This is a genomic window from Caballeronia sp. LZ034LL (genome assembly GCF_031451215.1).
Taxonomy (GTDB): domain Bacteria; phylum Pseudomonadota; class Gammaproteobacteria; order Burkholderiales; family Burkholderiaceae; genus Caballeronia.
The window spans coordinates 1,196,945-1,219,418 of record NZ_JARUXR010000002.1; the positions used below are offsets into that span (position 1 = coordinate 1,196,945).

The following is a 22,474-nucleotide window of genomic DNA, read 5'->3' on the forward strand; positions in this document are numbered from 1 at the left end:
TTCAACGGTGATACTTCGCATCCACCTGATCGATCGCCTTCACATTGCCCGCACTGCGGCCGTTTTCATCGAAGGTGTTGGTCAGGAACGAATCGGCGATGGCCTTGGCCACTTCCGGACCGATCACCCGCGAGCCCATCGTGATGATCTGCGCGTTGTTCGAGAGCGCCGCGCGTTCGGCCGAATAGGTGTCGTGACACAGCGCCGCGCGAATCCCCGGCACCTTGTTCGCCGAGATACTGACGCCGATGCCCGTGCCGCACACCAGAATGGCGCGATCATACTCGCCGCTGACCACGCCGGACGCGACGCGGTCGGAGAGATCCGCGTAGAACTCGCCGGGGTTCTTCTCGTTGTTCGATACCTCGAACACGTCGTAGCGGTCTTTCAGATAGTCCGCCAGCACGCGCGCCAGACCGACGCCGGCGCTGTCTCCGCCAATGGCAACCTTCATGATGAACTCCTTGATGTATGAATGGGCGCTTGCATCCGGCGTCACAGCACCGCTGCCACGCGTTTGAGAATGTCCAGATAGCCCTCGACGTTCCATGCCGAACGCCCGATGAACAGGCCATCCACGTTCGGGCACGCGGCGAGTTCCGCGCAGTTGTCCGGATTCACCGAGCCGCCATAGAGACAGGGCACGCGACGGCCCAGCATCTCTTCCGCCAAGCGGCTGATTTCGGCCTGACGCGCGTCGGCATAATCCGGGCTGGCCGGAATACCGTTCTCGCCAATGGCCCATACCGGTTCATAAGCGAACAGGATGGGCGCTGCGTGCTGCTCCGGCGTGAGACGCGCGAGCGCGCCGCGCACCTCGGCGGCCAGCACTTCCTGCGCGCGTCCGCCGTTGCGGTCCGCGAGCGTCTCGCCGACGCAGATCAGCGGCGTCAGCCCATGGCGCACGGCGGCTTCGACCTTGCGGCCCACGGTGTCATCGGTTTCGCCGAAGTGCTCGCGCCGCTCGGAATGGCCGAGTTCGACCAGATCCATGCCGCAATCCACCAGCATCGGCGGGGAGATTTCGCCGGTCCACGCGCCGCGCTCGGCCCAGTGCATGTTCTGCGCACCGACCTTGACGTTGGTCTCGGCGAGGATCGACTTCACTTCGCGAATCGCCGTGAAAGGCGGAATCACGAAGCACTGGATACGCGGGTCGTCGTGACTGGCGAGCAAGCCCTCGGCGAAAGCACTCGCTTCCGAGAGCGTCTTGTTCATCTTCCAGCTCGTGCCGACCCAGAACAAAGATTCAGACATGATTTCCTGGCCGATCGGAAAGTCTCATCGAACGGCCCGCGCCCTCTTCGACGCGGGCCGAACCCGTCAACTCACTTCGAGAGCACGAACGGTGCGGTGTACTTCGACACGTTCGCCTTCGTGATGAGCACGCAGTCGAACAGTTGCTTCTCGCTCGCCGCGCCCGTCTTGCCGGTCTTCAGGAACTGATCGGCTTCCTGCACGGCCTTCGCCGAGAACTCCGCCACCGGTTGCAGCACCGTGTATTGCAGGTCGCCGGCCTTGACCGCTTCCACGGCGGCGGGCGAGCCATCGAAGCCGCCCACCTTGACGCTCTTCAGCTTGCCCGACTGCTTGAGCGCGGCGATGGCGCCGAGCGCCATTTCGTCATTGCCGCTGATGATGCCGATCACGTCCGGATGCGCCTGCATCAGGCTCTGCGTCGCGTTGAAGCCTTGCGTGCGGTCCCAGTTCGCCACTTGCGAGCCGACCATCTTCAGATCCGGATACTGCGAGAGCACCGACTTGTAGCCGTTGGAACGCGTCGCGGCGTTGTTGTCGGACGGCGCGCCGAGCAGTTCCACGTAATTGCCCTTCGAGCCGACGTCCTTGACCCATTGCTGCGCGCCGAGCGCCGCGCCTTGCGCGTTGTTGGAGACGAGCTGCGCCTTGGCGAGACCGGTCTGGTTGATTTCCGCGTTGACGAGGAACACCGGGATGTTCGCGGCCACCGCCTTCTTCACCGCGCCTACCGAGCCGCTCGCATTGGCCGGATCGAGGATGATGGCCACCGACTTGTTGGTGATGGCCGTGTCGATCTGCTGGCTTTCCGTGTTCGTGTCGCCCTTCGATGCCGAGACGTTCGCGCTATAGCCGAGCTTCTTCGCTTCGGCGGCCGCGATGTTGCCTTCGGCGAGCCAGTACGGATTGGCCGGATCGTTCACGATGATGCTGATGAGTCCGCCCGCCGCTTGGGCTTGCGCGGCGAACAGCGGGGCAGCCAGCGCAACGGCGGCGAGGAGCAGCGTTTTCTTCTTCATGTTCATGTCTCTCTCCAGAGTCAGTTGTGGATGCAGAACTACGTGATACTTCTCGCGGACGTACCGCTCATGCCTTGCTGCCGCCTTGCGGAGAAGCCAGCTGGCCGCCGCCCGGCGCAGGACGCTTGACGCGGCGGCGATACTGAATGGCGTTGAGCAACACCGCGAGGACGATGACCGCGCCGGTGAAGACCGTCTGCCAGTAAGACGAGATGCCGATGATGACGAGGCCATCGGACAGGAAGCCGATCACGAACGCGCCGAGCAGCGTGCCGCGGATGTTGCCGGTGCCGCCCATCAGCGACGCCCCGCCGATCACCACCGCCGCGATGGCCGTCAGTTCGTAGGTGGTGCCGGCGGTCGGGCCGGCCGACGTCAATTGCGACGACAGGATCAGCCCGGCGATGGCCGCGCAGACGCCCGACAGCATGTACACGCTGATGAGCACGCGCTTGACGGGCACGCCGGACAGTTCGGCGGCGCGGTCGTTGCCGCCCGACGCATAGAGCCAGCGGCCGAACGCGGAACGGTTGAGCGCGATGCTGCCGAGGATCGCGATGACGGCGAGGATCAGCACGCCCACGGGCACGTGGAACAGGCGGTCGAAGCCGAGATAGTCGAAGCCGGTGTTGCCGAGGTCCGCCTGGCCGCCGAGGTTGTTGTACGTCAGGCCGTTGGTCATCAGCAGCGCGAAGCCGCGCACGACATACATCACGCCGAGCGTCGCGACGAACGCGGGCACCTTGAAGCGCGCAATCAGAATGCCGTTCACGAGGCCGATGAACGCGCCCAGCAGACAGCACAGCACCACGACCACCCACACGGACGGATACAGCACCACGCCGAACAGGTTCAGCGTGACGCCCTGCATGAAGAAGCCCGCGACGACGCCGGACAGCCCGAGCGTCGAGCCCACCGAAAGATCGATGCCACCGTTGATGATGACGAGCAGCATGCCGATCGCCAGGATTCCGTAGATGGCCACGTGCGAGGCCATCGTCAGGAAGTTTTCCAATGCGAAATAATTCGGCGAAAGGAATGAAAAGATGATGATGATCGCGATCAGCGCAAAGAACGCGCGTCCTTCGAGCAGCATGCGGCCGAGATCGAATCCTTCTCCGTTCGATGCGGAGTGAGTCGACCTGGAAGTCTTGGCGGCGTCGTTCATGTTGAATGTCTCCTTGTGCTGCGTTCAGGCCACCACGGCTTCGCCGGAGGCGGCCATGATGTCGTCCTTGTCGGCGTCGGGGCCGAATTCGGCGGAAATCTTGCCGCGCCGCATGACGATGATGCGATGCGCGACGCTCAGGCATTCGCCCACCTCGGAAGTCGAATACACGACCGCGAGGCCCTTCTTCGCGTTCTCGGCGAGCAGCCGGAACACTTCGGCCTTCGCGCCGATGTCGATGCCCCGGCTCGGTTCGTCGAGCAGGATCACCTTCGGGCCGGTCGCGAGCATCTTGCCGATCACCACCTTCTGCTGGTTGCCGCCCGAAAGCGAACGGATGGAGGCGCCCGCGCCCGAGGTCTTCACATGCACGTTGCGGATCGATTCGCCGACGAGTTCGCGTTCGGCGGGCGGCGACATCAGCACGCCCCTGACGAAGCTGCGAATGCTGGCCAGCGACAGATTCGAGCCGACGCTCATGGTCGGCACGAGGCCGTCGCGCTGACGGTCTTCGGGCACGAGCACAAGTCCCCGGCCGATGCGCTGCGCGATGCTCAGGCCCGCGAGGTTCTCGCCTTCGAGCCGGATCGTGCCGCCGGTGACGGGCAGGCGTTTTCGTCCGGCCACGGCTTCGAGCAGTTCGGTGCGGCCCGCGCCCATCAGTCCATAGATGCACACGATCTCGCCTGCGCGCACTTGCAGCGACAGGTGATCGACCACCGAGGCGCCGGAGCCGGATTCGTCGGCGACGCTGACTTCGTCGATATCCAGCGCGACTTCGCCGAATGCATAGCCGGTCGGCGGCGAACCGAGGTCGAAGTTCTCGCCGACCATGTTGCGCACGATCCAGCCGAGGTCGATGTCCTTGCGCTCGGCCGTCGCGGTGATGCGGCCGTCGCGCAGCACCACGGCGTAGTCCGTGACCTGCAAGGCTTCTTCGAGATGATGCGAGATATAGACGATGGACACGCCGCGGCTCGTCAGGTCGCGGATCACCTTGAACAGCACTTCGACTTCCGACGCGCTCAGCGCCGACGTCGGCTCGTCCATGATGAGGATGCGCGAGTCCACCGACAGCGCGCGCGCAATCTCGACCACCTGCTGCTGGCCGAGCCGCAGATCGCGGATCAGCGTCATCGGATCGACGTCTTCTTCGAGTTCCTGCATCAGCTCGCGGGTCTGGCGCGCTTCCTCCGCGAAGTTCACGCCGGTGCGCGTGCGGATCTCGCGGCCCATGAAGATGTTGTCGCGCACGCTCAGGTTCGGCGCGAGACTCAGCTCCTGGTGAATGATCGAGATGCCGTGATTGCGGGCATCGGTGGAAGACGTGAACGCGACGGGCGCGCCATCGAGTTCGATCTCGCCGGAGGTCGGCTTCTCGACGCCGGACAGGATCTTCATCAGCGTCGACTTGCCCGCGCCGTTCTCGCCGAACAGCGTCGTGACCTTGCCACGATGAATCTCGAAGTTCACGCCCTTCAGCGCATGCACGCCGCCGTAGGACTTGACGATGTCGCGCGCCGACAGCAACACGCTGTCCTTCGCCGCGCCGGTTGGAGCAGGAGTGGGAGTGGCGGTGCTCATTTCACGTCCAGTTTCACGGGAGTCACGAGCCAGCCGTTCGGATTGACGAGCTGGAACACACCGGTGACCTCGATGGTCTTGCCGGACAGCTTGGCCGTATCGACTTTCGACAAGACCTGCTTCTTCATCTCGGCATTGATCGCGTAACCCGCGTTCTGATAGTCGATCTGATTCGTGAACTGGCCGAAGCTGATGTCGCCGGTGGCGTCGCGCAGGTCGGTGCCGTTGATGGCCGGGCCGGTCTGCACGCGGATCTTGAGCGTATCCGGCAGGCCGGGCACCTTCACGTCATAGATGCCCGAATCGTCGTTGCCCGCGACGCCGGTGAACTTCACCGACATCTCCGGCCCGATGCCGCCGCCCGCAATGCCGTACTGCTTGCCGGCCGCGTCCTGATCCTTGGCGATGGCGGCGGCGAGCGTCGCGGCATCGACGGCGCGCTTCGAGATCGCCGCCTGCGTCTTCGGGAACTGTTTCGCGCCGTAGGCGGCGGGCTCGAACTCCTTGCTCGTCGCATCCGGACCCGAACCGATCTTCACGACCTTCGTGCTCATGGCCATCGCGACCAGCACGACCAGCACCACGATCACTTCGATCGCGATACGCAGGCCGCGCGAGGACGACCCCTTGGTTGAAGCGACTGCATTCATCGACACACCTCCGTCTCGAAGGAATCACAAAGTGGCTGGCATGCAGCCCGTTCATTCGGTGTCACGCTTGCCCCAGTCGGCGGCGATGACCGCCAGCACCATCGACGCCGACGCCGCGCCCGGATCCATATGGCCGAGACTGCGTTCGCCGAGGCGCGCGGAGCGGCCCTTGGTGGCGACCATCGTCTTGGTGGCTTCCGCGCCTTGAGTCGCGGCTTCGCGCACGCGCTGCATGATGTCGCGCACGGGCAGGCCGTCCGCCATGCCTTGCGATGCACTTGCTGCGGCGGGCGCCCACACGTCCACCATGGTCTTCTCGCCGGTCTCGGCCTTGCCGCGCGACTGGATGCCTTCAGCCATCGCGACAATCAGACCGGGCGCCTCGGCGAGCGGCAACTCGGTGCGCGCGCCCGCTGCTTTCGCGGCGCGCATGAAAGCGGTCGCGTACAGCGGCCCCGACGATGCGCCCACCGCATTCAGGAAGCCCTTCGCCGCCGCGTTCCATTGATCCGCGAGCGTGGCCTCGGGCGGCAGCGCATCGATGGCTTTCGATGCCGCCGTGAAGCCCTGTTCCATCGCGATGCCGTGGTCCGCGTCGCCGATCACGCCGTCGAGGCGGCACAGTTCGTCGCGGGCGGCGGCGATCGTGCGCGCCAGTTCGCGGAACAGTTGGGCGATGTCGGCGGTCGTCAGCGCGGGCATCATGCGGTCCTCTGCTGGAACATCGCGCACTCGCACGGATGATCGATCAGGCGTTGCAATTCGTCGTCGAGATGCATCACGGTAATCGACGCACCCGCCATTTCCAGCGACGTGCACAGCGGCCCCACCAGCGTGCGATGCACGACAAGGCCCGCGTCCTTCAGGCGTTGCGACACGCGCCGGTTGAGGATGTACAGCTCCATCAGCGGCGTGGAGCCGAGCGAATTCACCAGCACCGCGACGCGATCGCCCCGGGCCGCGCCCATCTCGGCGAGGATCGCGTCCATGATTTCGTCGGTGATGGCGTCGGCGGAACGCAGGCTTTCGCGGCGCATGCCCGGCTCGCCATGAATGCCCATGCCGATTTCCATTTCCCCGACGGCAATCTCGAAGTTAGGCTGGCGCGTCTGCGGCAGCGAACACGGCGCGAGCGCGACGCCCAGCGTGTACGTGCGGGCATTCGCGTGCCGTGCGATGCGCTCCACTTCGTCGAGCGGCAGCATCAGGTCCGCCGCCGCGCCTGCTGCCTTGAAGATGAACACGTTGCCCGCCACGCCCCGGCGCGTCTCGCGTTCCTCGCGCGGCGCGGAGGCGATGTCGTCGGTGGTCAGCACCGTGCGCGCCTCGACGCCTTCGAGTTCGAGCATCTCTGTTGCCATGTCGAAGTTCATGACATCGCCGGCGTAGTTCCCGTACATGAACAGCACGCCCGCGCCGCCATGCGCGGCAAGCGCGGCATCCACGGCCGGTTGCGGCGGCGGCGAGGCGAACACGTTGCCGATCACGGCGGCATCGGCGAGACCCTGGCCGACGAAGCCGAGAAAGGTCGGCTCGTGCCCCGACCCGCCGCCGATGATCAGCGCCACCTTGCCTTCTCGCGGTCCGTGGCGCGCAATGATCGCGCGCGGCGCTTGCTCGCTGCGGGTCAACAGATCGCCGTGCGCGGCCATGATGCCTTCGAGCATTTCATCGACGGCGGCGTTGCCGTCGTTGATCAACTTCTGTGTCATCGTGCCTGACATGGCCGGGTCCTCAGATGTGGAGACTGGCGACGCCAGTATCGAAATGCGGCGCCCAGAAGGCCACCGATTCCGCGATCTGCGCGACCACTTGCCGGTCGGTCGGCTCGCGTTCCTTGAACGACAGTTCCAGACAGATCTCGTTGTCGCGGCCGCCGCCCGCGTGCAGCGCCTCGATCAGCGGTTCCGGCTGAATACGGCCGCGCGCGTTGTGCTCGGCGGTGAAGGGCCGGTGACCGCCCTTGTCCAGCAGCGACTGCTTGATATGGATGATCGGCGACACGGGCGGCACCGCGCGGGCCCAGGCATAGGGATCGAAATCGTCGGGATTGGAGCTGGTGACGTCGCCGTGATCGATGTCCGCCATCATCCACATCGGCACGGCCATGTCCGCGGCGCTCAGGCGCTGCTGCAACGCCATGCAGGCGTCGATGGTCTCGCCGAACTCGCGCCCGATCGACATCGGTTCCCAGAACACGTACTTCAGGCCCGCCGCCTTCGCGTGCTCGGCCACTTCGGCCCAGCAGTCGATGGCCGTCTGAATGAGCGTCTCGCGGCGCTGTGCATCGTCGAAATCGCGATAGGTGAAGATCGCGAACTGTGTGCCGATGGACTCGCCGCCCAGATCCGCCGTGATGTCCGCGAAGGTCTTGAACCAGTCGATGTAATAGCGGCGCACGTCGGCATCCGGATGGCCGAAGTGATTCAGCCGCCCGTACGGTCCCGTCATGCCCGAGGTGATGCGCACGCCGGTGCGGTCCATCGCGGTGCGCATCTCGCGCGTGAGACGGCGCGTGACCGCCGCCGGCCACGACGGATTGATGAACTCGTGCGTCAGCTGCACGTCGCGGATCTTCATCTCGTGCGCGATGCTGTCGATGAGATCCGCCGGCTCGGCGAAGCGGTTCACCAGCGGATTCGTGTTGAGTGAAAGCGTAAAGGGCATGTTCGTCTCGTAACGTTCAGGCGGATTTGCGCATCAGGCCGTCGAGCCAGGTTTCGAAGGCGGTCTTCTGCGCCGCGCTCATGTGCAGTCCGTGCTTGGTGCGGCGCGTGAGCATGTCTTCCGCCGTCGCGGCCCATTCGTGCGCCATCAGGTAACGCGCCTCGGCTTCGTAGAAGTTCGGCCCGAACTGCTCGCCCAGGCCCGCGAGCGAGGTCGCGCCGTTCAGCACGTCCGACGTGAGCGAACCGTAGGTCTGCGTGTAGTAGCGCGTGAGCGGGCGCGGCAGCCACTCGTGCGCCGCCTGCAGCGACGCCATGAAGCGCGGCACGTCCGCACCTTCGATATCGCCGCCCGGCAGCGTCGCGGACGCGGTCCAGTCGGCGCCCATCTTCGGGAAGGCCGGCTGGAGCTTTTGCAGCGCATGTTCGGCGAGCTTGCGGAAGGTCGTGATCTTGCCGCCGAACACATTCAGCAAGGGCGCGCCGCCGCTGTCGTCGAGATCGAAGACATAGTCGCGCGTGACGGCGGACGGGTTGCCCTTGCCGTCGTCATAAAGCGGACGCACGCCGGAGAAGGTCTGCACGATGTCCTGGCGGCGCAACGGATGCTTGAAATAGCGGTTCACCGCCGACAGCAGATAGTCGATTTCCTCGCTCGAAATCTGCACGGTTTCGGGGGCGCCGTCCCACGGAACATCCGTGGTGCCGATCAGCGCCTTGTCGCCTTCGTAGGCGTTGATGAAGATCACGCGCTTGTCGTGGTTCTGCACCAGATACGAATGCGGACCGTCCCAGAATTTCGGCGTGACGATATGGCTGCCCTTGACGAGCCGCACCTTGCGCGTCGATTTTGCATTTGCGCGGCCGATCACGTCCGACACCCACGGCCCCGCCGCGTTGACCAGCGCCCGCGCGGTGACGGTGCGGGTCGAGCCGTTGCGCGTATCGCGCAGCTCGACGCGCCACGCGCCGTTCTCGCGCCGCGCCGCCACGCAGGCCGTGCGCGTCAGCACCTGCGCGCCGCGCTGCGCGGCATCGAGGGCGTTGAGCACGACGAGGCGCGCGTCATCGACCCAGCAGTCCGAATACTCGAACGCCCGGCGATACTCGTCCTTGATCGGCGCGCCTTCGGGCATGCGGTGCAGGTCCAGCGAACGCGTGCCCGGCAGCTTCTTGCGGCCGCCGAGATGATCGTAGAGAAACAGCCCGGTGCGCACGAGCCACGCGGGCCGGTCGCCGGGACTGTGCGGCAGCACGAAGCGCAGCGGCCAGATGATGTGCGGCGCGGCGTTGAGCAACACTTCGCGTTCGATCAGCGCCTCGCGCACGAGCCGGAACTCGTAGTACTCGAGATAACGCAGCCCGCCATGCACCAGCTTGCCGGAGCGCGACGACGTGCCTTGCGCCAGATCGTCCTTCTCGCACAGGATCACCGACAGCCCGCGACCCGCCGCATCGCGCGCGATGCCCGCGCCGTTGATGCCGCCGCCGATGACACACAGGTCCACCATGTCGTTGTTGCTCATCTCAGCGTTCCATGTTCGACGTTAGTTCAGGCTCGCGGGCAGCGTCTCGGGCCGCTGCCGCGCTTTCAGCAGCCGCGCGGTTTCGTCCCACGTCGGCACCAGCGCCTGCCGCGCCTGCCGGTACGCGGGAAAGAGCCGCGCATACAACTGCATGAGGTCGGCGTCGGGCGTCTCGGGCTGGCCGAGCAAAGGCGTCACCCATTCGGCGATGCACGCCTCCATGTCCGGATACACGCCCAGCGCGACGGCCGCCATCATCGCCGCGCCCGCCGCGCCGGCTTCGTCGCGGGTGGAGATGCGCGTCGGCGCGCCGACCACCGCGCCCAGCACGCCGCGCAACGCACGCGAACGCGTCGCGCCGCCGGTGAGGCGCAGTTCTTCGGGCATCGGCACGCCCATCGAGAGATAACAGTCGCGCGCGGCCATGCCGAGCCCTTCTACGACCGCGCGGAACAGGTCGGGATAGCGGCTCTCGCTCGTCAGGCCGATGAAGTCCGCGCGCGCGTTCGGATCGACGAACGGGCCGCGCTCGCCGGCATCGGAGATATAGGGGTGATACAGGAGCGCACCTGGACGGCCGGAGTGCAGCCAGCCGTCGATGCACTTCATCCGGTCCGCATGCGACAGGCTCGTGCCGAACTGTTGCAGCAGGTCCGACGCGAGGTTCAGCACCCAGTCCACATTCAGCGTCGCGGCCATGTTCGACTGCACCTGCGCCGACATGCCCGGCAGCGGCAGCGCGATCACATAGCCCGTGCCTTCCGCGTTGAGATGCACGTCTTCGTTGCGCATCGCGCGCATGTGCATCCCGGTCGAGCCGACGATCGAGCAGCTCGCGCCCGCCGCGCCTTCCGTGTGGATGCCCGCGCCCAGCGCGGTCAGCACGATATCGACGAAGCCCAGGCACACGGGCGTGCCCTCGGCGAGGCCCGTCGCCGCCGCGGCTTCGGCCGAGAGCGGATGCGTGGTTTCCGTGCCATCGACGATTTCCGGCAGCAGGCGCCGGAACGACGTCAGGCCGAGTGCGTCGATCACGGTGTCGTCGTAGCGGCGCGTGCGGAAGTTGCCATACGTGAAGCTCGCTTCCGAAGGATCGGTGGCGCGCACGTCGGTCAGCTTCAGGTACAGCCAGTCCTTGCAGTGCAGCGCGACTTCGGTCCGCTTCAGCACCTCAGGCGTCGTCGCGGCCATGTGCGCGATCTGCGCGCCCTGACTGCATGACGCGAGGCCGGTGCCCGTCGCCTCGAACCGCGCCCAGCTGGCAGGCGCTTCCTGCAAACGCCGCACCGTGGCGGCGGCGCGTGCGTCGAGCCAGAGCCAGGCATCGCCCGCCGGACGGTTGTCCGCGCCGACCAGCCAGGTGCCGTCGCCTTGTCCCGTGACCGCCAGCGCGAGCGTGCGCTGCGCCAGTCCGTCGATTTTCGTGCCGAGAGCGCGCAGCGTCTGTGCGCAGTCGGCCCAGGTCTGATCGAGCGATTGCGTCGCGGCGCCGTCGGCGCTCGTTGCATAGCGGTTCGGCACGGACGCGACGGCGATCTGCCGTCCCGTCAGGTCGAAGGCCACGGCCTTGATGACCGAGGTGCCCGCATCGATGCCGATCAGAAGGTCGCCGTTCATCACCCTTGCTCCGCGTCGTCGGAGTCTTCGCGCAGGGCTAGCGCGGAGGCTTCGTCGGTAATCAGTCCGCTCAGCAGGCCGCTCTTCAGCACCGCACGGATCGCCGCGATCTTCGACGTGCCGCCCGCAATCGCGACGATGCGCCTGCCCTTCACGTCGGCGAGAGCGGGCGCAACCGTGCGCGCCGCCAGCGAGGTTTCGACGGACTCGCCCGCCGCACTGAAGAAATGCCCCAGCAATTCGCCGCGGCCGCCGCGCTCGTGCACTTCGCTGATCTCGGCGGGCTCGATCATCTGCGACGCGACGAGCTGCGCTTCCGCATTCGCCGTGCCGATGCCGACCACCATCAGATCCGCGTGCGCGGCGAGATCGAAAACCTCGCGCACGCCGCGCTGCGACATCAGCACTTCGCGATCCTCAGCGGTGTTCGCGAAGAACGGCAGCGGCATGACATAGGACACCGCGCCGGTCTGTTCGGCCAGCTTATGGATCACGTCGTAAGGATTGGCGGTGTACTTGCGCGTCACGCCGCCGAGCAGCGACACGAAGCGCACCGTACCCGCGTCCATGCGCGGCATGCTCGCAACGACCGCCGCCAGCGTCCGGCCATGACCGATGCCGATCACGCCGTCCTGGCACGCCATGATTTCGCGCTGCAGGAACTGCGCGCCCGCGACGCCGAGCGCGCGCAGCGGCAGATCGTCCTCGCCCAGGTCCGGCACCACTTCGCAATAACTCAGACCATAGCGCTGCGCCAGTTCGGCTTCGAGCCCCACGCATTCCGCCACATCGCCGTCGATGGAGAACTTCACCGCGCCGCTCTGGTTGGCGCGCATGATCAGCCGGTGTGCCTTGAGACTGCTCACACCGAGGCGCGCGGCGACGTCCGCCTGCGTCTGCCCGGCGACGTAATGCAGCCACGCCGCCCGGATCGCCAGGCTTTCATCTCCATCGCGCCTTTCGACGGACTTCGTCATGTGCTCTCCGTTTTTGCGTGAGTGATATTTTTTCCACGCGATGAAATTTTTTTCAGTCCGCCCACGATATTCGCGTGCTACCTCGATTAACATCGGCAGTAACCCTAGATGAGCGTCGTGGGCGGAAGAGACCGGACAGGCCCTGCTGCGACGCAACAAAAATCATTCGGAGACACGATGGAGACGTATCTGCTGGGCGTCGACAGCGGTTCGACGGCCACCAAGGCGGTCATCTTCGACACCGCCGGGCGCGCGCTGGCCACCGGCAGCCGGCGTGTGGAACAGCGCCAGCCGCATGCGCGGCATGTCGAGCGCGACATGCAGGACACCTGGCTGGCCGCCTGCGGCGCGATCCGCGATGCACTGGCGCAAATGCCGGATGTGGCGATTGCGGCGGTCGGCGTGACGGGTCATGGCGACGGTCTCTATCTCGCCGATGCCGCGGGCGCGCCGCTCGGGCCGGGCATCCTGTCGCTCGACAGCCGCGCGTTCGGCGTGCGCGAACAGTGGCGCGAGGCCGGCGTGCTCGATGCCGCGCTCACGCTGACGGGGCAGCAGCCTTATCCGTACGCCGCCGTGAGCCTGCTCAAGTGGATCCAGCTCAACGAGCCCGAGCGCTTTGCGCGCATCGGCCATGCGCTGTTCTGCAAGGACTGGCTGCGGCTCTGCCTGACCGGCGTGCCCGCGACGGACCCGACCGAGGCCAGTTCATCGTTCACGGAAGTGCGCTCGCAGACCTATCACGACGATGTCCTCGCGCTCTACGGACTCGAAGCGATACGCGGCGCGTTGCCGGAGATCGTGCCGTCCGCCGCGCAGGCCGGGCGGGTCAGCGCACTTGCCGCCGCGCAGACGGGCCTGGCGGAAGGAACGCCGGTCGCGTGCGGGCTGCACGATGTCACGTCGAGCGCGGTGGGCATGGGCAACACGGAACCCGGCGTGCTCTCGATCACGGCGGGAACGTTCAGCATCAACGAGATCCTTTCGGCCCAACCGCGCACCGATGCGCGCTGGGCGTGCCGCAACGGCACGCGTCCGGGCCAGTGGATGAACATGTCGATCTCGCCGGCGTCATCGAGCAATGTCGACTGGGCCACGCGCGAACTCTTCCGGCACGAGGCGCAGGAAGCCATGCGGCGCGGCTGCTCGCTGTTCGATCTGATCGGCGACGAAGTCGAAGCGGCCTTCAATGAGCCGAGTTCGGTCATGTTCCATCCGTTCCTGTTCGGCTCGCCGTTCGAGGAGCCGGCGAGCGCGTCGTTCTTCGGCGTGCGCTCGTGGCATTGCCGGGCGCATCTGGCGCGGGCGGTGCTCGAAGGCATGGTGTTCAACCATCGCTGGCATGTCGAAGCGCTGACCAGCGCGTTTCCCGCCGCGCGCGCCGGGCTGACGGGCGGAGGCTCGTCGAGTCCGTTGCTCGCGCAGTTGTTCGCCGATGCGCTCGGCGTCGCCGTCGATATCCCCGAAAGCCAGGAAGCCAGCGCACTCGGCGCGGCGCTGTGTGCGGGCGTCAGCGTGGGCGTGTATGCATCGCTCGACGATGCCGCCGCCCGCGCATGCCGCGTGCAGCGCACGCATGCGCCCGACCCTCAGCGTCACGCCCGTCTCGACGATGCGTATCGCCTGTGGACGCAACTCGCCGAGGCCGTACAACCGCTGTGGGCGTCGCTCGATCGCTCGGCAAGCGCGCATTGAAGAAGGAGAAGAACCGATGACCGAACGAAGCCGCGACTTCTTTCTCGACCGGCTCAGGCAGAGCCCGAAGGTCAGCGTGTTGATCATCGGCGGCGGGATCAACGGCGCCGGGCTGTTTCACGATCTGTCCATGCAGGGCGTGGACTGCCTGCTGATCGACAAGACCGATTTCGCGGCGGGCGCAAGCAGCGCGCCGTCGCGGCTGATTCATGGCGGCGTGAAGTATCTGGAGACCGGCGAGTTTCGTCTCGTCGCCGAATCCACGCTGGAGCGCAATCTCCTGTTGAAGAACGCGCCGCATTTCGTATTGCCGCTCCAGACGGTCCTGCCCATCCATTCGTACTTCGGCGGCTTGATCGCTTCGGCGCGGCGCTTCTTCGGCATGAAGGCGAAGCTCACCGAACGCGGCGCGATCATTTCGAAGATCGGTCTCGCGCTGTATGACTTCCTCGGGCGGCACGATCGCACGATGCCGCGTCACCACTTCGCGCTCAGGGCGCAGTCGCTCGCTTCGCTGCCCCTGCTCGATCCCACCATCAAGGCGACGGCCACGTACTACGACGCCCAGGTGACGCACGCCGAACGCCTGAACTTCGAACTCGTCGCCGATGGGCTCGCGGCCTGCGAAGGTTCGGCGGCGGCGAACTACATGAACGTGGATCGGGCGCAAGGCGGCGTCGTCTGGCTGCGCGATCTCGAAACACGCGCGCTCATCGCAGTCGAACCGGCGGTGATCGTCAATGCGGGCGGCGCGTGGATCGACAGCGTCAATGCGGCGCTTGGCATCGAGCGGAAGTACATCGGCGGGGCGAAGGGTTCGCATCTGGTCGTCGACCATGCGGAGCTTTACAAGCAGTTGCAGGGACGCATGGTGTACTACGGCTCGAACGACGGACGCATCTCGCTGGTCTATCCGTTCATGGGCAAGCTGTTGATCGGCTCGACCGATATCCGCGTGAGCGATCCCGACAACGTCCGCTGCGACGACGACGAAGTGGCCTACATGCTGAACGTCTTGCGCGAGGTGTTTCCGGGCGTCATGCTCAGGGAGTCGGACATTCGCTTCCGGTATAGCGGCGTGCGCCCGCTACCCTTCTCCGATGCCGCGAACCCCGGCGACGTCAGCCGCGACCATGTGATGCATGCCGACCCTCTGCCCGATGCGCAGACGCCGGTGCTCTCGCTCGTCGGCGGCAAGTGGACGACGTTTCGCGGCTTCGCGGAAACCGCCGCCGATGCCGTGCTGACCCGGCTCAGCCGCACGCGCAAGACCGGCACGCGGCATGAAGCGATAGGCGGCGGACGCGGCTTTCCGCGCAATGCGAAAGAACGCGCCGGATGGACCGATGAAACCGTGCAACGGTATGGCCTATCTGCGTCGCGGGCCGAGTCGCTGTTGACGCGCTATGGCACGACTGCGAGTCGCATCGCTGCCTATTGCGCACAGGCGCTGGACAAGCCGCTCGTCAGCGAACCCAGCTTTACCGCGCGGGAGATTGCTTATCTGTGCAACGACGAAATGGTGACGCACCTGTCCGACCTGCTCTTTCGCCGCACGACGCTCGCCATCTCGGGACAGCTGACGCATGCCTTGCTGCTGGAAGTCGCGGAGATCGCAGCGCAGACGCTGGGATGGAACGCGGACCGCATGCAGACTGAAATCGACGCGACGCGCGAGATGGCGCGCGATCGACATGGCGTCGTGCTTGACGCCACCGCGCGCGACACGGCCTGAACGCGTCTTCAGAGCGCCTTGCGATACACGAGAAAGCCCGACTTGTTCGCCACCTGATCGTAGAGCTTCATGGCGGTTTCGTTGGTCTCGTGAGTCTGCCAGTAGACGCGTTCAGCGTTGGCTTTCTTCGCTTCGACATAGACCGCTTCGATCAGCGCGCGGCCAATGCCCTTGCCTCGCACCGAACTCAGCGTGAACAAATCCTGCAAGTAGCAGATGGGGCCGGCCATCGTCGTATGACGGTGGTAGAGGAAGTGAACCAGTCCGACGAGCTTGCCTTCGCTTTCCGCGACCATCGCGTGCATCGGTTCATAGCCGTCGAAGAAGCGGCCCCAGGTGATGTCGGTGACCGACTGGGCCAGCGCCGTCTCGCCTGAACGTCCGTAGAACGCGTTGTAGCCGTCCCAGAGCGGCAACCACGCGTCGTAGTCGTCGAGAACGGCATAGCGGATGGTGAGTGAACTGCTCATGTCGATAAGTCCTCGCGGATGGGAGCGTGCAGTATAGGCACGCGCATGGCGCGTTGGTGAGAACCAATCAGGACATCGGCATGGGAGCCATTGCGGAGCCGCAATGGCGTAAAGCGGATCGCGGCGTTGCGCGACCCGCTTCGGACTTCAAGCCATATGAAGCTTATTGCGCAGCAGGCGACTTCACGCTTGGCGTGGCGAGCGTGTTGTTGCTCGTCGGCGGCGCGTTCGTGGCGGCCGGATTGGCGTTCGTCGCGCTCGGCAGACCCGAGTTCGGCGCGCGCGTGCCCATGCCGCTGCCAGAGTTGGTCATGCCCGGCGTGCCATAGCCGCCTGTGTCGTTGGCGCGATTCACCTGATTGGCGGGGCTGGCCGTGCTGCCTGACGTACCGCCGCCGCTGGAGCCTCCGGCGGACTGTGCAAACGCGGCGCCCGACAGCGTAAGTGCGGCGACGGCCGCGATAAGCATTCCATTTGCCTTCTTCATGATCCGTCCCTCCTTGACCTGAATGGGTTTTGAGCGCAGGCCTTAATAGCCCGCTCGATCATGGGTCAGCAATGACCGTGCCGCGGCCTTATTTGCCCATGTATTTCTGGGCGAGTGCCTCATACAAGGCCGGCGCAAACAGCTTCGAAACCTGACTGGAAATGAGCGCGGTTGCCATCAATGACAAAACGAGCGCATGCCCGTTGATCATTTCGATAACGATCACGAACGCCGTGATGGGGCTCTGCGTAACGGCCGCGAGATAACCGACCATGCCCAGTGCGATGAGCATCGGCAACTGCATGTGGCCGAACACGAGATGCAGCGCGTTGCCGATGCCCGCACCAATCGCGAGCGACGGCGCGAACAAGCCGCCCGGTGCGCCGGGAAGATAGGAACCGACCATCGACGCCATCTTGAGCAGCGGATAGCTCACGCCCAGCTGAGTCTTGCCTTCGAGCATGCCGCGCGCTTCCGCATAGCCGCTGCCGAACGTATGGCCGCTCGCAGCCACGCCGATCACCGCGATGAACAGGCCGCATGCCGCGCCGAACGCGACGGGATGGGACTGGCGAAAGCTCACGACTGAAGTGGGCATCCAGCGATGTGTGTTCAGCAGCAGCCAGCAGAAGATCCCGCCCGCGACGCCCGTGAGCGCGCCGACCAGCACGACGGCCAGCGCCAGCGAATTGGGAAACTGCCCGGTGAGGTCGATGGTGCCGAAATACGTGTAGTTGCCTTGCAATGCAAGCGAAACGACACCCGCAAAAATGATGGCGGTAATGAGCACGCCGCTCGTGCGTTGCTCGAAGCTGCGCGTGAGTTCTTCGATGGCGAACACCACGCCGGCAAGCGGCGCATTGAAGGCCGCGGAGAGCCCGGCCGCCGCGCCGGCCAGCGCGAGATTACGTTCCAGCGCGCCGCCGCGCATGCTGCGCAACCGTGCCGGATAGAAGCGGCGCAGGCTGAACATCAAAGCCGCGCCCACATGAATGGTGGGACCTTCGCGGCCGATGGTGAAGCCGCCGAGAATCGAAAGAAACGAAATGACGATCTTGCCGACGAGGATGCGCAGCGTCAGCAGTCGCGGGCCGAGTTCACGGCCGTCGTGCAGCATCGCGATGACTTGCGGAATGCCGCTGCCCTCGGACCCCGGAAAGAAGCGACGCGTGAGCCACACGGCCAGCGCGGAGATGGCGGGCGTCAGCAGCAGCGGCAGCCACCAGTGCATGGCGATCATGCGCAGGAAGGCGTCATAACCGAAGTCGATCAGCCGTGCATACAGGACCGCGATGAGTCCGGTCGCGACCGCGCCCAGCCAGAACACGCCGTAGTGCAGCCACAGCCGCCTGCCGCGCAGCATCGTGCGTCGGTCGATGAATCCAGGGAAGCGCATCGGGAAACGAAAAGGATAATTTAAGGCACATTGTGACATAAATCGAAACTGTCCTGACTTCGTGCCTTACGGAAGCTGCGTTTCAGGATGATGCCGGCTGCGCTGCGAACACCCAGGCAAACGAGCCGTAATGCGCCTTGTGCTCGGCCGCGAGCTTGAGCAGGCAGCGCGCGCCCTTGGCCGTCAGATGCACCTGCACCTGGCGTCGATCCGTCTTGTCGGCCTTGCGGGTCACGAGGCCCGCTTCCTCGCAGCGCGAGACCAGTGCGGCCGTGCCGTTCGGCGCCGCTTGCAGCCGCTCCGCCAGTTCGCCGACCGTGGCCCATTGCCGTCCGGGAAACCCGCGCACGTGCAGCAGCAGTTGATATTGAAGCGTGGTGACACCCGCCGCGTTCGAGATTTCCTCCGAAACGCGCAGGAACTTGCGCAACTCATAGCGAAAAATCGACATCGCTTCCAGATCGTGCTTGTCCGGAAGCGCGGGCTTGGGTGTGCTGTTCGATGCCATCGGCGATCCTGGTCCGTAGTGGATTCGAGGATCATACCCAGCCAGGATCGCATCGCGCAAAGGAGGTCGAGGACCGGGACGCGCCCGATCCTCGTGTTGCGCCGCGTTACTGCGACATCGCGCCCGATGCCGGATGACCCATGCCCATTGCGTCGTGCTTCTTCATCTTGCCGCCCTTGCCCATCGAATCGTGCGACATGCTGTCCTTCTTCATGCCGTCCTTCGACATCGAATCCTTGGACATCGAATCCTTTGCCATGGAATCCTTCGACATCGCATCGTTTGTCTGCGCGAACGCGGCGCTCGTGCCGATGGCCATGGCTGCTGCGATCACTACCGTCATCAATCGTTTCATCTTGCTTCTCCTTGGTCAGTCAAACATGGCATCCGGACCATCCGGAACCGGTGAATGGCGCGGGGCTCACGAGCCGCCGAACCAGTTGTATCCCTGATCGACCCAGTAACCGCCCGGGTACGTGTTCGTCACGAAGATCTCGACGATATGCTTGGGATTTTTGTAGCCGAGCTTGGTCGGCATGCGCAGCTTCATCGGATAGCCGTACTTCGCGGGCAGGCGCTGGCCGTCGTATTCGAAGGTCAGGAGCGTCTGCGGATGCAGCGCTGTCGGCATGTCGATGCTTTCGTAGTAGTCGTCGGCGCAACGGAAGCCGACGTATTTCGCACTCGTGTCCGCGCCCACGCGCCGCAGGAACTCGGAGAACGGCGTGCCGCCCCAGCGTCCGATCGCGCTCCAGCCTTCCACGCAGATATGCCGCGTGATCTGCTCCGCGTGCGGCAGTGCATAGAGCTGCGGCAAGGTCCAGACTCTCTGCCCGGTAATGAGTCCGCTCACCTTCAGCCGATAGTCGTCGCCGTTCACGGCAGGGACATCGTCGATGCCATAGAACGCATTGAACGGGAACGGCCGCGTGAGTTGCGCCTCGGTGTACGTGGGCGCCAGACGCTGCGGATCGAACAGCAATGCCTGCGCGCGATCGTTGAGACGCGAGACCGCCGTGAGGAAGGTGTTCACGGAGTCGTTGTCGGTGATCGAGCATCCGGTCAGCAGCGACAGGCCGCCGAGCGTCAGCATGCGCTTGCCGAACAGACGGCGCGACGGCATGTCCAGTTCGCGACGGGCATCCGCCAGCACGGCCGCGCGATCTATCTGGACGATGCGCTTCGGTTCGTTCTTCATGATGTGATTCCGTGTTCAGTCATGGCCGCGCAGCATCGTGAGCAGCGAGCGCGGCACGAGCGCGACCATCGACACGTGCACGACGACGAACGCCGCCATGATCGCCATCGCGCAGAAATGCACGACGCGCGCGCGGTCGTAGCCACCCATCAGTTCGCGCAGCAGCGGCAACTGCACCGACTTCCAGATGGCCAGCCCCGAGAGCACGAGCACGATCAGATCCGCGATGACGACGAGGTAAGCCAGCTTCTGCACCGCGTTGTAGCGGCGCGGGTCGGCATGCGAAAGCTTGCCGCTCAACGCCGCGCCAAGGTCGCGCAACACCGCGCGCGGCGACAGCGGAAAGAACTTCGAGACGAAACGTCCGCTCGCGAGATTGAGCGCGAGATAGACGAAGCCGTTGAAGACCAGCAGCCACATGGCCGCGAAGTGCCATTGCAACGCGCCGCCCAGCCAGCCGCCGAGCGTGATCGACGGCGGGATGACGATGCGTTCGAACACCGGCGACGCGTCATAGATGCGCCAGCCCGAGAACATCATGATGAGCGCGGCGAGCGCATTGAGCCAGTGCGTGACGCGCAGCCAGACCGGATGCACCGGGGCGCCGGGCTGCCGCAATGCATTGTGTGGCGCATTCAAGGTGTCCATGCTTGTCCTCCTTTTCGTCCGATGTGGGTTAGTTCGCCACCCGTGCCGCGCCGGTTACAAGCACGCGAAAAAAGTTTCAGCGCCGCTTGTAACGCCCGGCAGGCCGCCGGCGAACTAACAGTAAGGAAAGGAGAACCCGGAGATGATTCGGAACAACGCCATTGCGGCGCACCATGCCATCGGCTATTCTGAAACGCTCGATCCAAAACGCGGCAGCGCGGCGCTTGGAAACACTTCGTCCAGCTCTTTCCCTTCAACAGGCTCCATGGCGCACGATGCCGAAATCCGTCTGAAAGCCTTGCTCACCGGTGGGCTCGAAGGTGACCAGGCCGCCTATCGCGGTTTTCTGCAACTGCTCACGCGGCATCTGCGCGGCTATTTGCGCAAGCGCCTGCCGCATCGGCCCGATGACGTGGAAGACCTCGTGCAGGAAATCCTGCTCGCGGTGCACAACGCGCGGCATACCTATCGCCCTGAAGAACCGTTGACGGCCTGGCTGCACGCCATCGCGCGCTACAAGCTGATGGACTTCTTCCGCGCCCACGCACGCCGTGAAGCGCTGAACGTGCCGCTCGACGATCAGGAAGACCTGCTCGCCGCCACCGACGACGAACCCGCCCGCGCGCGTCATGACATCGGCAAGCTGCTCGATCATCTGCCGGACAAGCAACGCCTGCCGATCGTGCACATGAAGCTGGAAGGCTTGTCGGTCACGGAGACGGCGCGCATCACGGGGCTGTCGGAATCGGCGGTGAAGGTGGGCGTGCATCGCGGCCTCAAGGCGCTCGCGGCTAAAATCCGGGGACTGCGATGAATACCGACGACCTCATCTCCCTCCTCTCGAATCAAGTGACACGCGTGGATCGCGCGGCGGTCGCGCGCCGCTTCGTGCAGGCGCTCTTGGTCGGCGCGCTGGGTTCGCTGATCCTGTTGAGCCTCGTGTTCGGGCTGCGTCACGACCTCGGCGACGTGGCCCGCTCGGGCATCTTCTGGGCGAAGCTGGCGTTTCCGCTGGCGGTGGGCATCGGCGCGCTGCTGACGCTGACGCGCATCGGGCGTCCGGGCGCGCGTGCGGGTCTGGCCTGGGCGCTCGTCGCGCTGCCCTTCGTGGCGGTGTGCGGCGCCGGCTGGATGGTCTTCGAGCACGCCGCGCCCACTGCGCGCGCAGCGGTCGTCTTCGGCCACACGTGGCGCACCTGTCCGTTCAATATCCTGCTGCTGTCCGTGCCCACCTTCCCTGCCGCGATGTGGGCCATGCGCTCGCTCGCGCCCACGCGGCTGCGCGTGGCGGGCGCCGTGGCCGGCTTGCTGGCGAGCGCGACGGCAACGGTCGTCTATTGCCTGCATTGCCCGGAGATGAGCCCGGCGTTCTGGAGCGTGTGGTACGCGGCCGGCATGCTGATGCCGGCCTTGATCGGCGCGTGGCTGGGGCCGAGGCTGCTGCGCTGGTAAGCACAAGCGCTACGCGAAGACGCGCGCCCAGAGCGCGCGAACGCGGCGCGCGCGGTCTTCGAAGACGTAGGAGCCGAGCAGCGTCAGCACGCCCGAAGCGACACCGGTGATGATGTGCTCCACGAACGGCAGACGATAGTGGCTCGTGTGCGCATAGACATCGCCGATTGCCGTGAGCAAGCCGACGAGCGCGGCATTGCCGAAGCGGTTCTCGAACAGCCTCGCGGCCGGCGTGAAGGTCAGGAGAATCGCCAGGATCCCGGTGAACAGTCCGGTGCGCAGCGCGTTCGCCCAGTGCGCGCTGCTCGTGATGAACTGCCAGCTGCCCGGCATGCAGGTCATGCAGGCGCTCGTCGGTTGCCAGAACCGTTGCGCGAACAGTCTGACGCGGGTCTTCCAGTCCATTTTCATGTTCGGCGTC

24 protein-coding genes are annotated in these 22,474 nt (G+C 65.4%); 4 read left to right on the top strand and 20 right to left on the bottom strand.

Going from position 1 to position 22,474, the window contains the following annotated elements; all coding sequences use genetic code 11:
* Position 1: 1 nt before the first annotated feature.
* The 12 genes from QCE83_RS19955 to QCE83_RS20010 form a co-directional block, all read right to left on the bottom strand.
* A complete protein-coding gene (locus tag QCE83_RS19955) occupies positions 2-454 on the bottom strand; it encodes an RpiB/LacA/LacB family sugar-phosphate isomerase (protein ID WP_309814731.1) in 453 nt (150 codons plus the stop codon).
* 41 nt (positions 455-495) lie between these two features.
* Entirely contained in the window at positions 496-1,257 is a 762-nt protein-coding gene (locus QCE83_RS19960; protein ID WP_309814734.1) for a triose-phosphate isomerase, read from the bottom strand.
* Positions 1,258-1,328: 71 nt separating this feature from the next.
* Positions 1,329-2,282: a D-ribose ABC transporter substrate-binding protein gene (locus QCE83_RS19965; RefSeq protein ID WP_309814736.1), complete on the bottom strand. Its 954-nt coding sequence runs from the start codon at positions 2,280-2,282 to the stop codon at positions 1,329-1,331.
* 61 nt (positions 2,283-2,343) lie between these two features.
* Positions 2,344-3,444 carry an ABC transporter permease gene (locus QCE83_RS19970; RefSeq protein ID WP_309814739.1) on the bottom strand — a complete coding sequence of 367 codons (1,101 nt, stop codon included), beginning with the start codon at positions 3,442-3,444 and terminating at the stop codon, positions 2,344-2,346.
* 24 nt (positions 3,445-3,468) lie between these two features.
* Positions 3,469-5,028 (bottom strand): sugar ABC transporter ATP-binding protein, encoded by a 1,560-nt coding sequence (locus tag QCE83_RS19975; protein ID WP_309814742.1) that lies wholly within the window; start codon positions 5,026-5,028, stop codon positions 3,469-3,471.
* Entirely contained in the window at positions 5,025-5,678 is a 654-nt protein-coding gene (locus QCE83_RS19980; protein ID WP_309814744.1) for a DUF2291 domain-containing protein, read from the bottom strand. The genes QCE83_RS19975 and QCE83_RS19980 overlap by 4 nt, the downstream gene beginning before the upstream one ends.
* 51 nt (positions 5,679-5,729) lie before the next feature.
* Positions 5,730-6,383 (bottom strand): dihydroxyacetone kinase subunit DhaL, encoded by a 654-nt coding sequence (gene dhaL / locus QCE83_RS19985; protein WP_309814747.1) that lies wholly within the window; start codon positions 6,381-6,383, stop codon positions 5,730-5,732.
* Positions 6,380-7,390, bottom strand: a complete 1,011-nt coding sequence (locus tag QCE83_RS19990) for a dihydroxyacetone kinase subunit DhaK (protein ID WP_309814750.1) — start codon at positions 7,388-7,390, stop codon at positions 6,380-6,382. The genes dhaL and QCE83_RS19990 overlap by 4 nt, the downstream gene beginning before the upstream one ends.
* A 22-nt stretch (positions 7,391-7,412) precedes the next feature.
* Positions 7,413-8,345: a TIM barrel protein gene (locus QCE83_RS19995; RefSeq protein WP_309814753.1), complete on the bottom strand. Its 933-nt coding sequence runs from the start codon at positions 8,343-8,345 to the stop codon at positions 7,413-7,415.
* Between the two features lie 16 nt (positions 8,346-8,361).
* On the bottom strand, positions 8,362-9,870 hold the full coding sequence (locus QCE83_RS20000) for a glycerol-3-phosphate dehydrogenase (RefSeq protein ID WP_309814756.1): 1,509 nt from the start codon (positions 9,868-9,870) through the stop codon (positions 8,362-8,364).
* Between the two features lie 21 nt (positions 9,871-9,891).
* Positions 9,892-11,487: an FGGY-family carbohydrate kinase gene (locus tag QCE83_RS20005; protein ID WP_309814758.1), complete on the bottom strand. Its 1,596-nt coding sequence runs from the start codon at positions 11,485-11,487 to the stop codon at positions 9,892-9,894.
* The gene (locus QCE83_RS20010) at positions 11,487-12,464 is read right to left on the bottom strand and encodes a sugar-binding transcriptional regulator (protein ID WP_309814762.1); all 978 of its coding nucleotides are present in this window, start codon (positions 12,462-12,464) and stop codon (positions 11,487-11,489) included. Before QCE83_RS20010 ends, QCE83_RS20005 begins: the two co-directional genes overlap by 1 nt.
* A gap of 177 nt (positions 12,465-12,641) precedes the next feature.
* Between QCE83_RS20010 and QCE83_RS20015 the strand changes: the two genes are divergently transcribed.
* Together QCE83_RS20015 and QCE83_RS20020 are read left to right on the top strand one after the other, a co-directional pair.
* Positions 12,642-14,159 carry an FGGY-family carbohydrate kinase gene (locus tag QCE83_RS20015; protein ID WP_309814766.1) on the top strand — a complete coding sequence of 506 codons (1,518 nt, stop codon included), beginning with the start codon at positions 12,642-12,644 and terminating at the stop codon, positions 14,157-14,159.
* Positions 14,160-14,175: 16 nt separating this feature from the next.
* Positions 14,176-15,894: a glycerol-3-phosphate dehydrogenase/oxidase gene (locus tag QCE83_RS20020; protein ID WP_309814769.1), complete on the top strand. Its 1,719-nt coding sequence runs from the start codon at positions 14,176-14,178 to the stop codon at positions 15,892-15,894.
* 8 nt (positions 15,895-15,902) lie between these two features.
* Here the strand turns inward: QCE83_RS20020 and QCE83_RS20025 are convergent, their stop codons facing one another.
* The 7 genes from QCE83_RS20025 to QCE83_RS20055 form a co-directional block, all read right to left on the bottom strand.
* Positions 15,903-16,364, bottom strand: a complete 462-nt coding sequence (locus tag QCE83_RS20025) for a GNAT family N-acetyltransferase (protein WP_309814772.1) — start codon at positions 16,362-16,364, stop codon at positions 15,903-15,905.
* A 163-nt stretch (positions 16,365-16,527) separates the two neighbouring features.
* Positions 16,528-16,851, bottom strand: a complete 324-nt coding sequence (locus tag QCE83_RS20030; protein WP_309814775.1) for a hypothetical protein — start codon at positions 16,849-16,851, stop codon at positions 16,528-16,530.
* A gap of 88 nt (positions 16,852-16,939) precedes the next feature.
* Positions 16,940-18,247: a chloride channel protein gene (locus QCE83_RS20035; RefSeq protein WP_309814779.1), complete on the bottom strand. Its 1,308-nt coding sequence runs from the start codon at positions 18,245-18,247 to the stop codon at positions 16,940-16,942.
* Positions 18,248-18,329: 82 nt separating this feature from the next.
* A complete protein-coding gene (locus tag QCE83_RS20040) occupies positions 18,330-18,755 on the bottom strand; it encodes a MarR family winged helix-turn-helix transcriptional regulator (RefSeq protein WP_309814782.1) in 426 nt (141 codons plus the stop codon).
* A 106-nt stretch (positions 18,756-18,861) separates the two neighbouring features.
* A complete protein-coding gene (locus QCE83_RS20045; protein WP_309814785.1) occupies positions 18,862-19,110 on the bottom strand; it encodes a pentapeptide MXKDX repeat protein in 249 nt (82 codons plus the stop codon).
* Positions 19,111-19,176: 66 nt separating this feature from the next.
* Positions 19,177-19,953 carry a molybdopterin-dependent oxidoreductase gene (locus tag QCE83_RS20050; RefSeq protein ID WP_309814788.1) on the bottom strand — a complete coding sequence of 259 codons (777 nt, stop codon included), beginning with the start codon at positions 19,951-19,953 and terminating at the stop codon, positions 19,177-19,179.
* 15 nt (positions 19,954-19,968) lie between these two features.
* The gene (locus tag QCE83_RS20055; RefSeq protein ID WP_309814791.1) at positions 19,969-20,601 is read right to left on the bottom strand and encodes a cytochrome b/b6 domain-containing protein; all 633 of its coding nucleotides are present in this window, start codon (positions 20,599-20,601) and stop codon (positions 19,969-19,971) included.
* 265 nt (positions 20,602-20,866) lie between these two features.
* Here QCE83_RS20055 and QCE83_RS20060 point away from each other — a divergent pair, with 265 nt between their 5' ends.
* The gene (locus QCE83_RS20060; RefSeq protein WP_309814793.1) at positions 20,867-21,415 is read left to right on the top strand and encodes a sigma-70 family RNA polymerase sigma factor; all 549 of its coding nucleotides are present in this window, start codon (positions 20,867-20,869) and stop codon (positions 21,413-21,415) included.
* Entirely contained in the window at positions 21,412-22,053 is a 642-nt protein-coding gene (locus QCE83_RS20065) for a DUF1109 domain-containing protein (RefSeq protein WP_309814796.1), read from the top strand. Before QCE83_RS20060 ends, QCE83_RS20065 begins: the two co-directional genes overlap by 4 nt.
* 9 nt (positions 22,054-22,062) lie before the next feature.
* On the opposite strand, the gene QCE83_RS20070 is transcribed toward QCE83_RS20065, so the two are convergent.
* A complete protein-coding gene (locus QCE83_RS20070; protein WP_309814799.1) occupies positions 22,063-22,464 on the bottom strand; it encodes a hypothetical protein in 402 nt (133 codons plus the stop codon).
* Between the last annotated feature and the right edge of the window lie 10 nt (positions 22,465-22,474).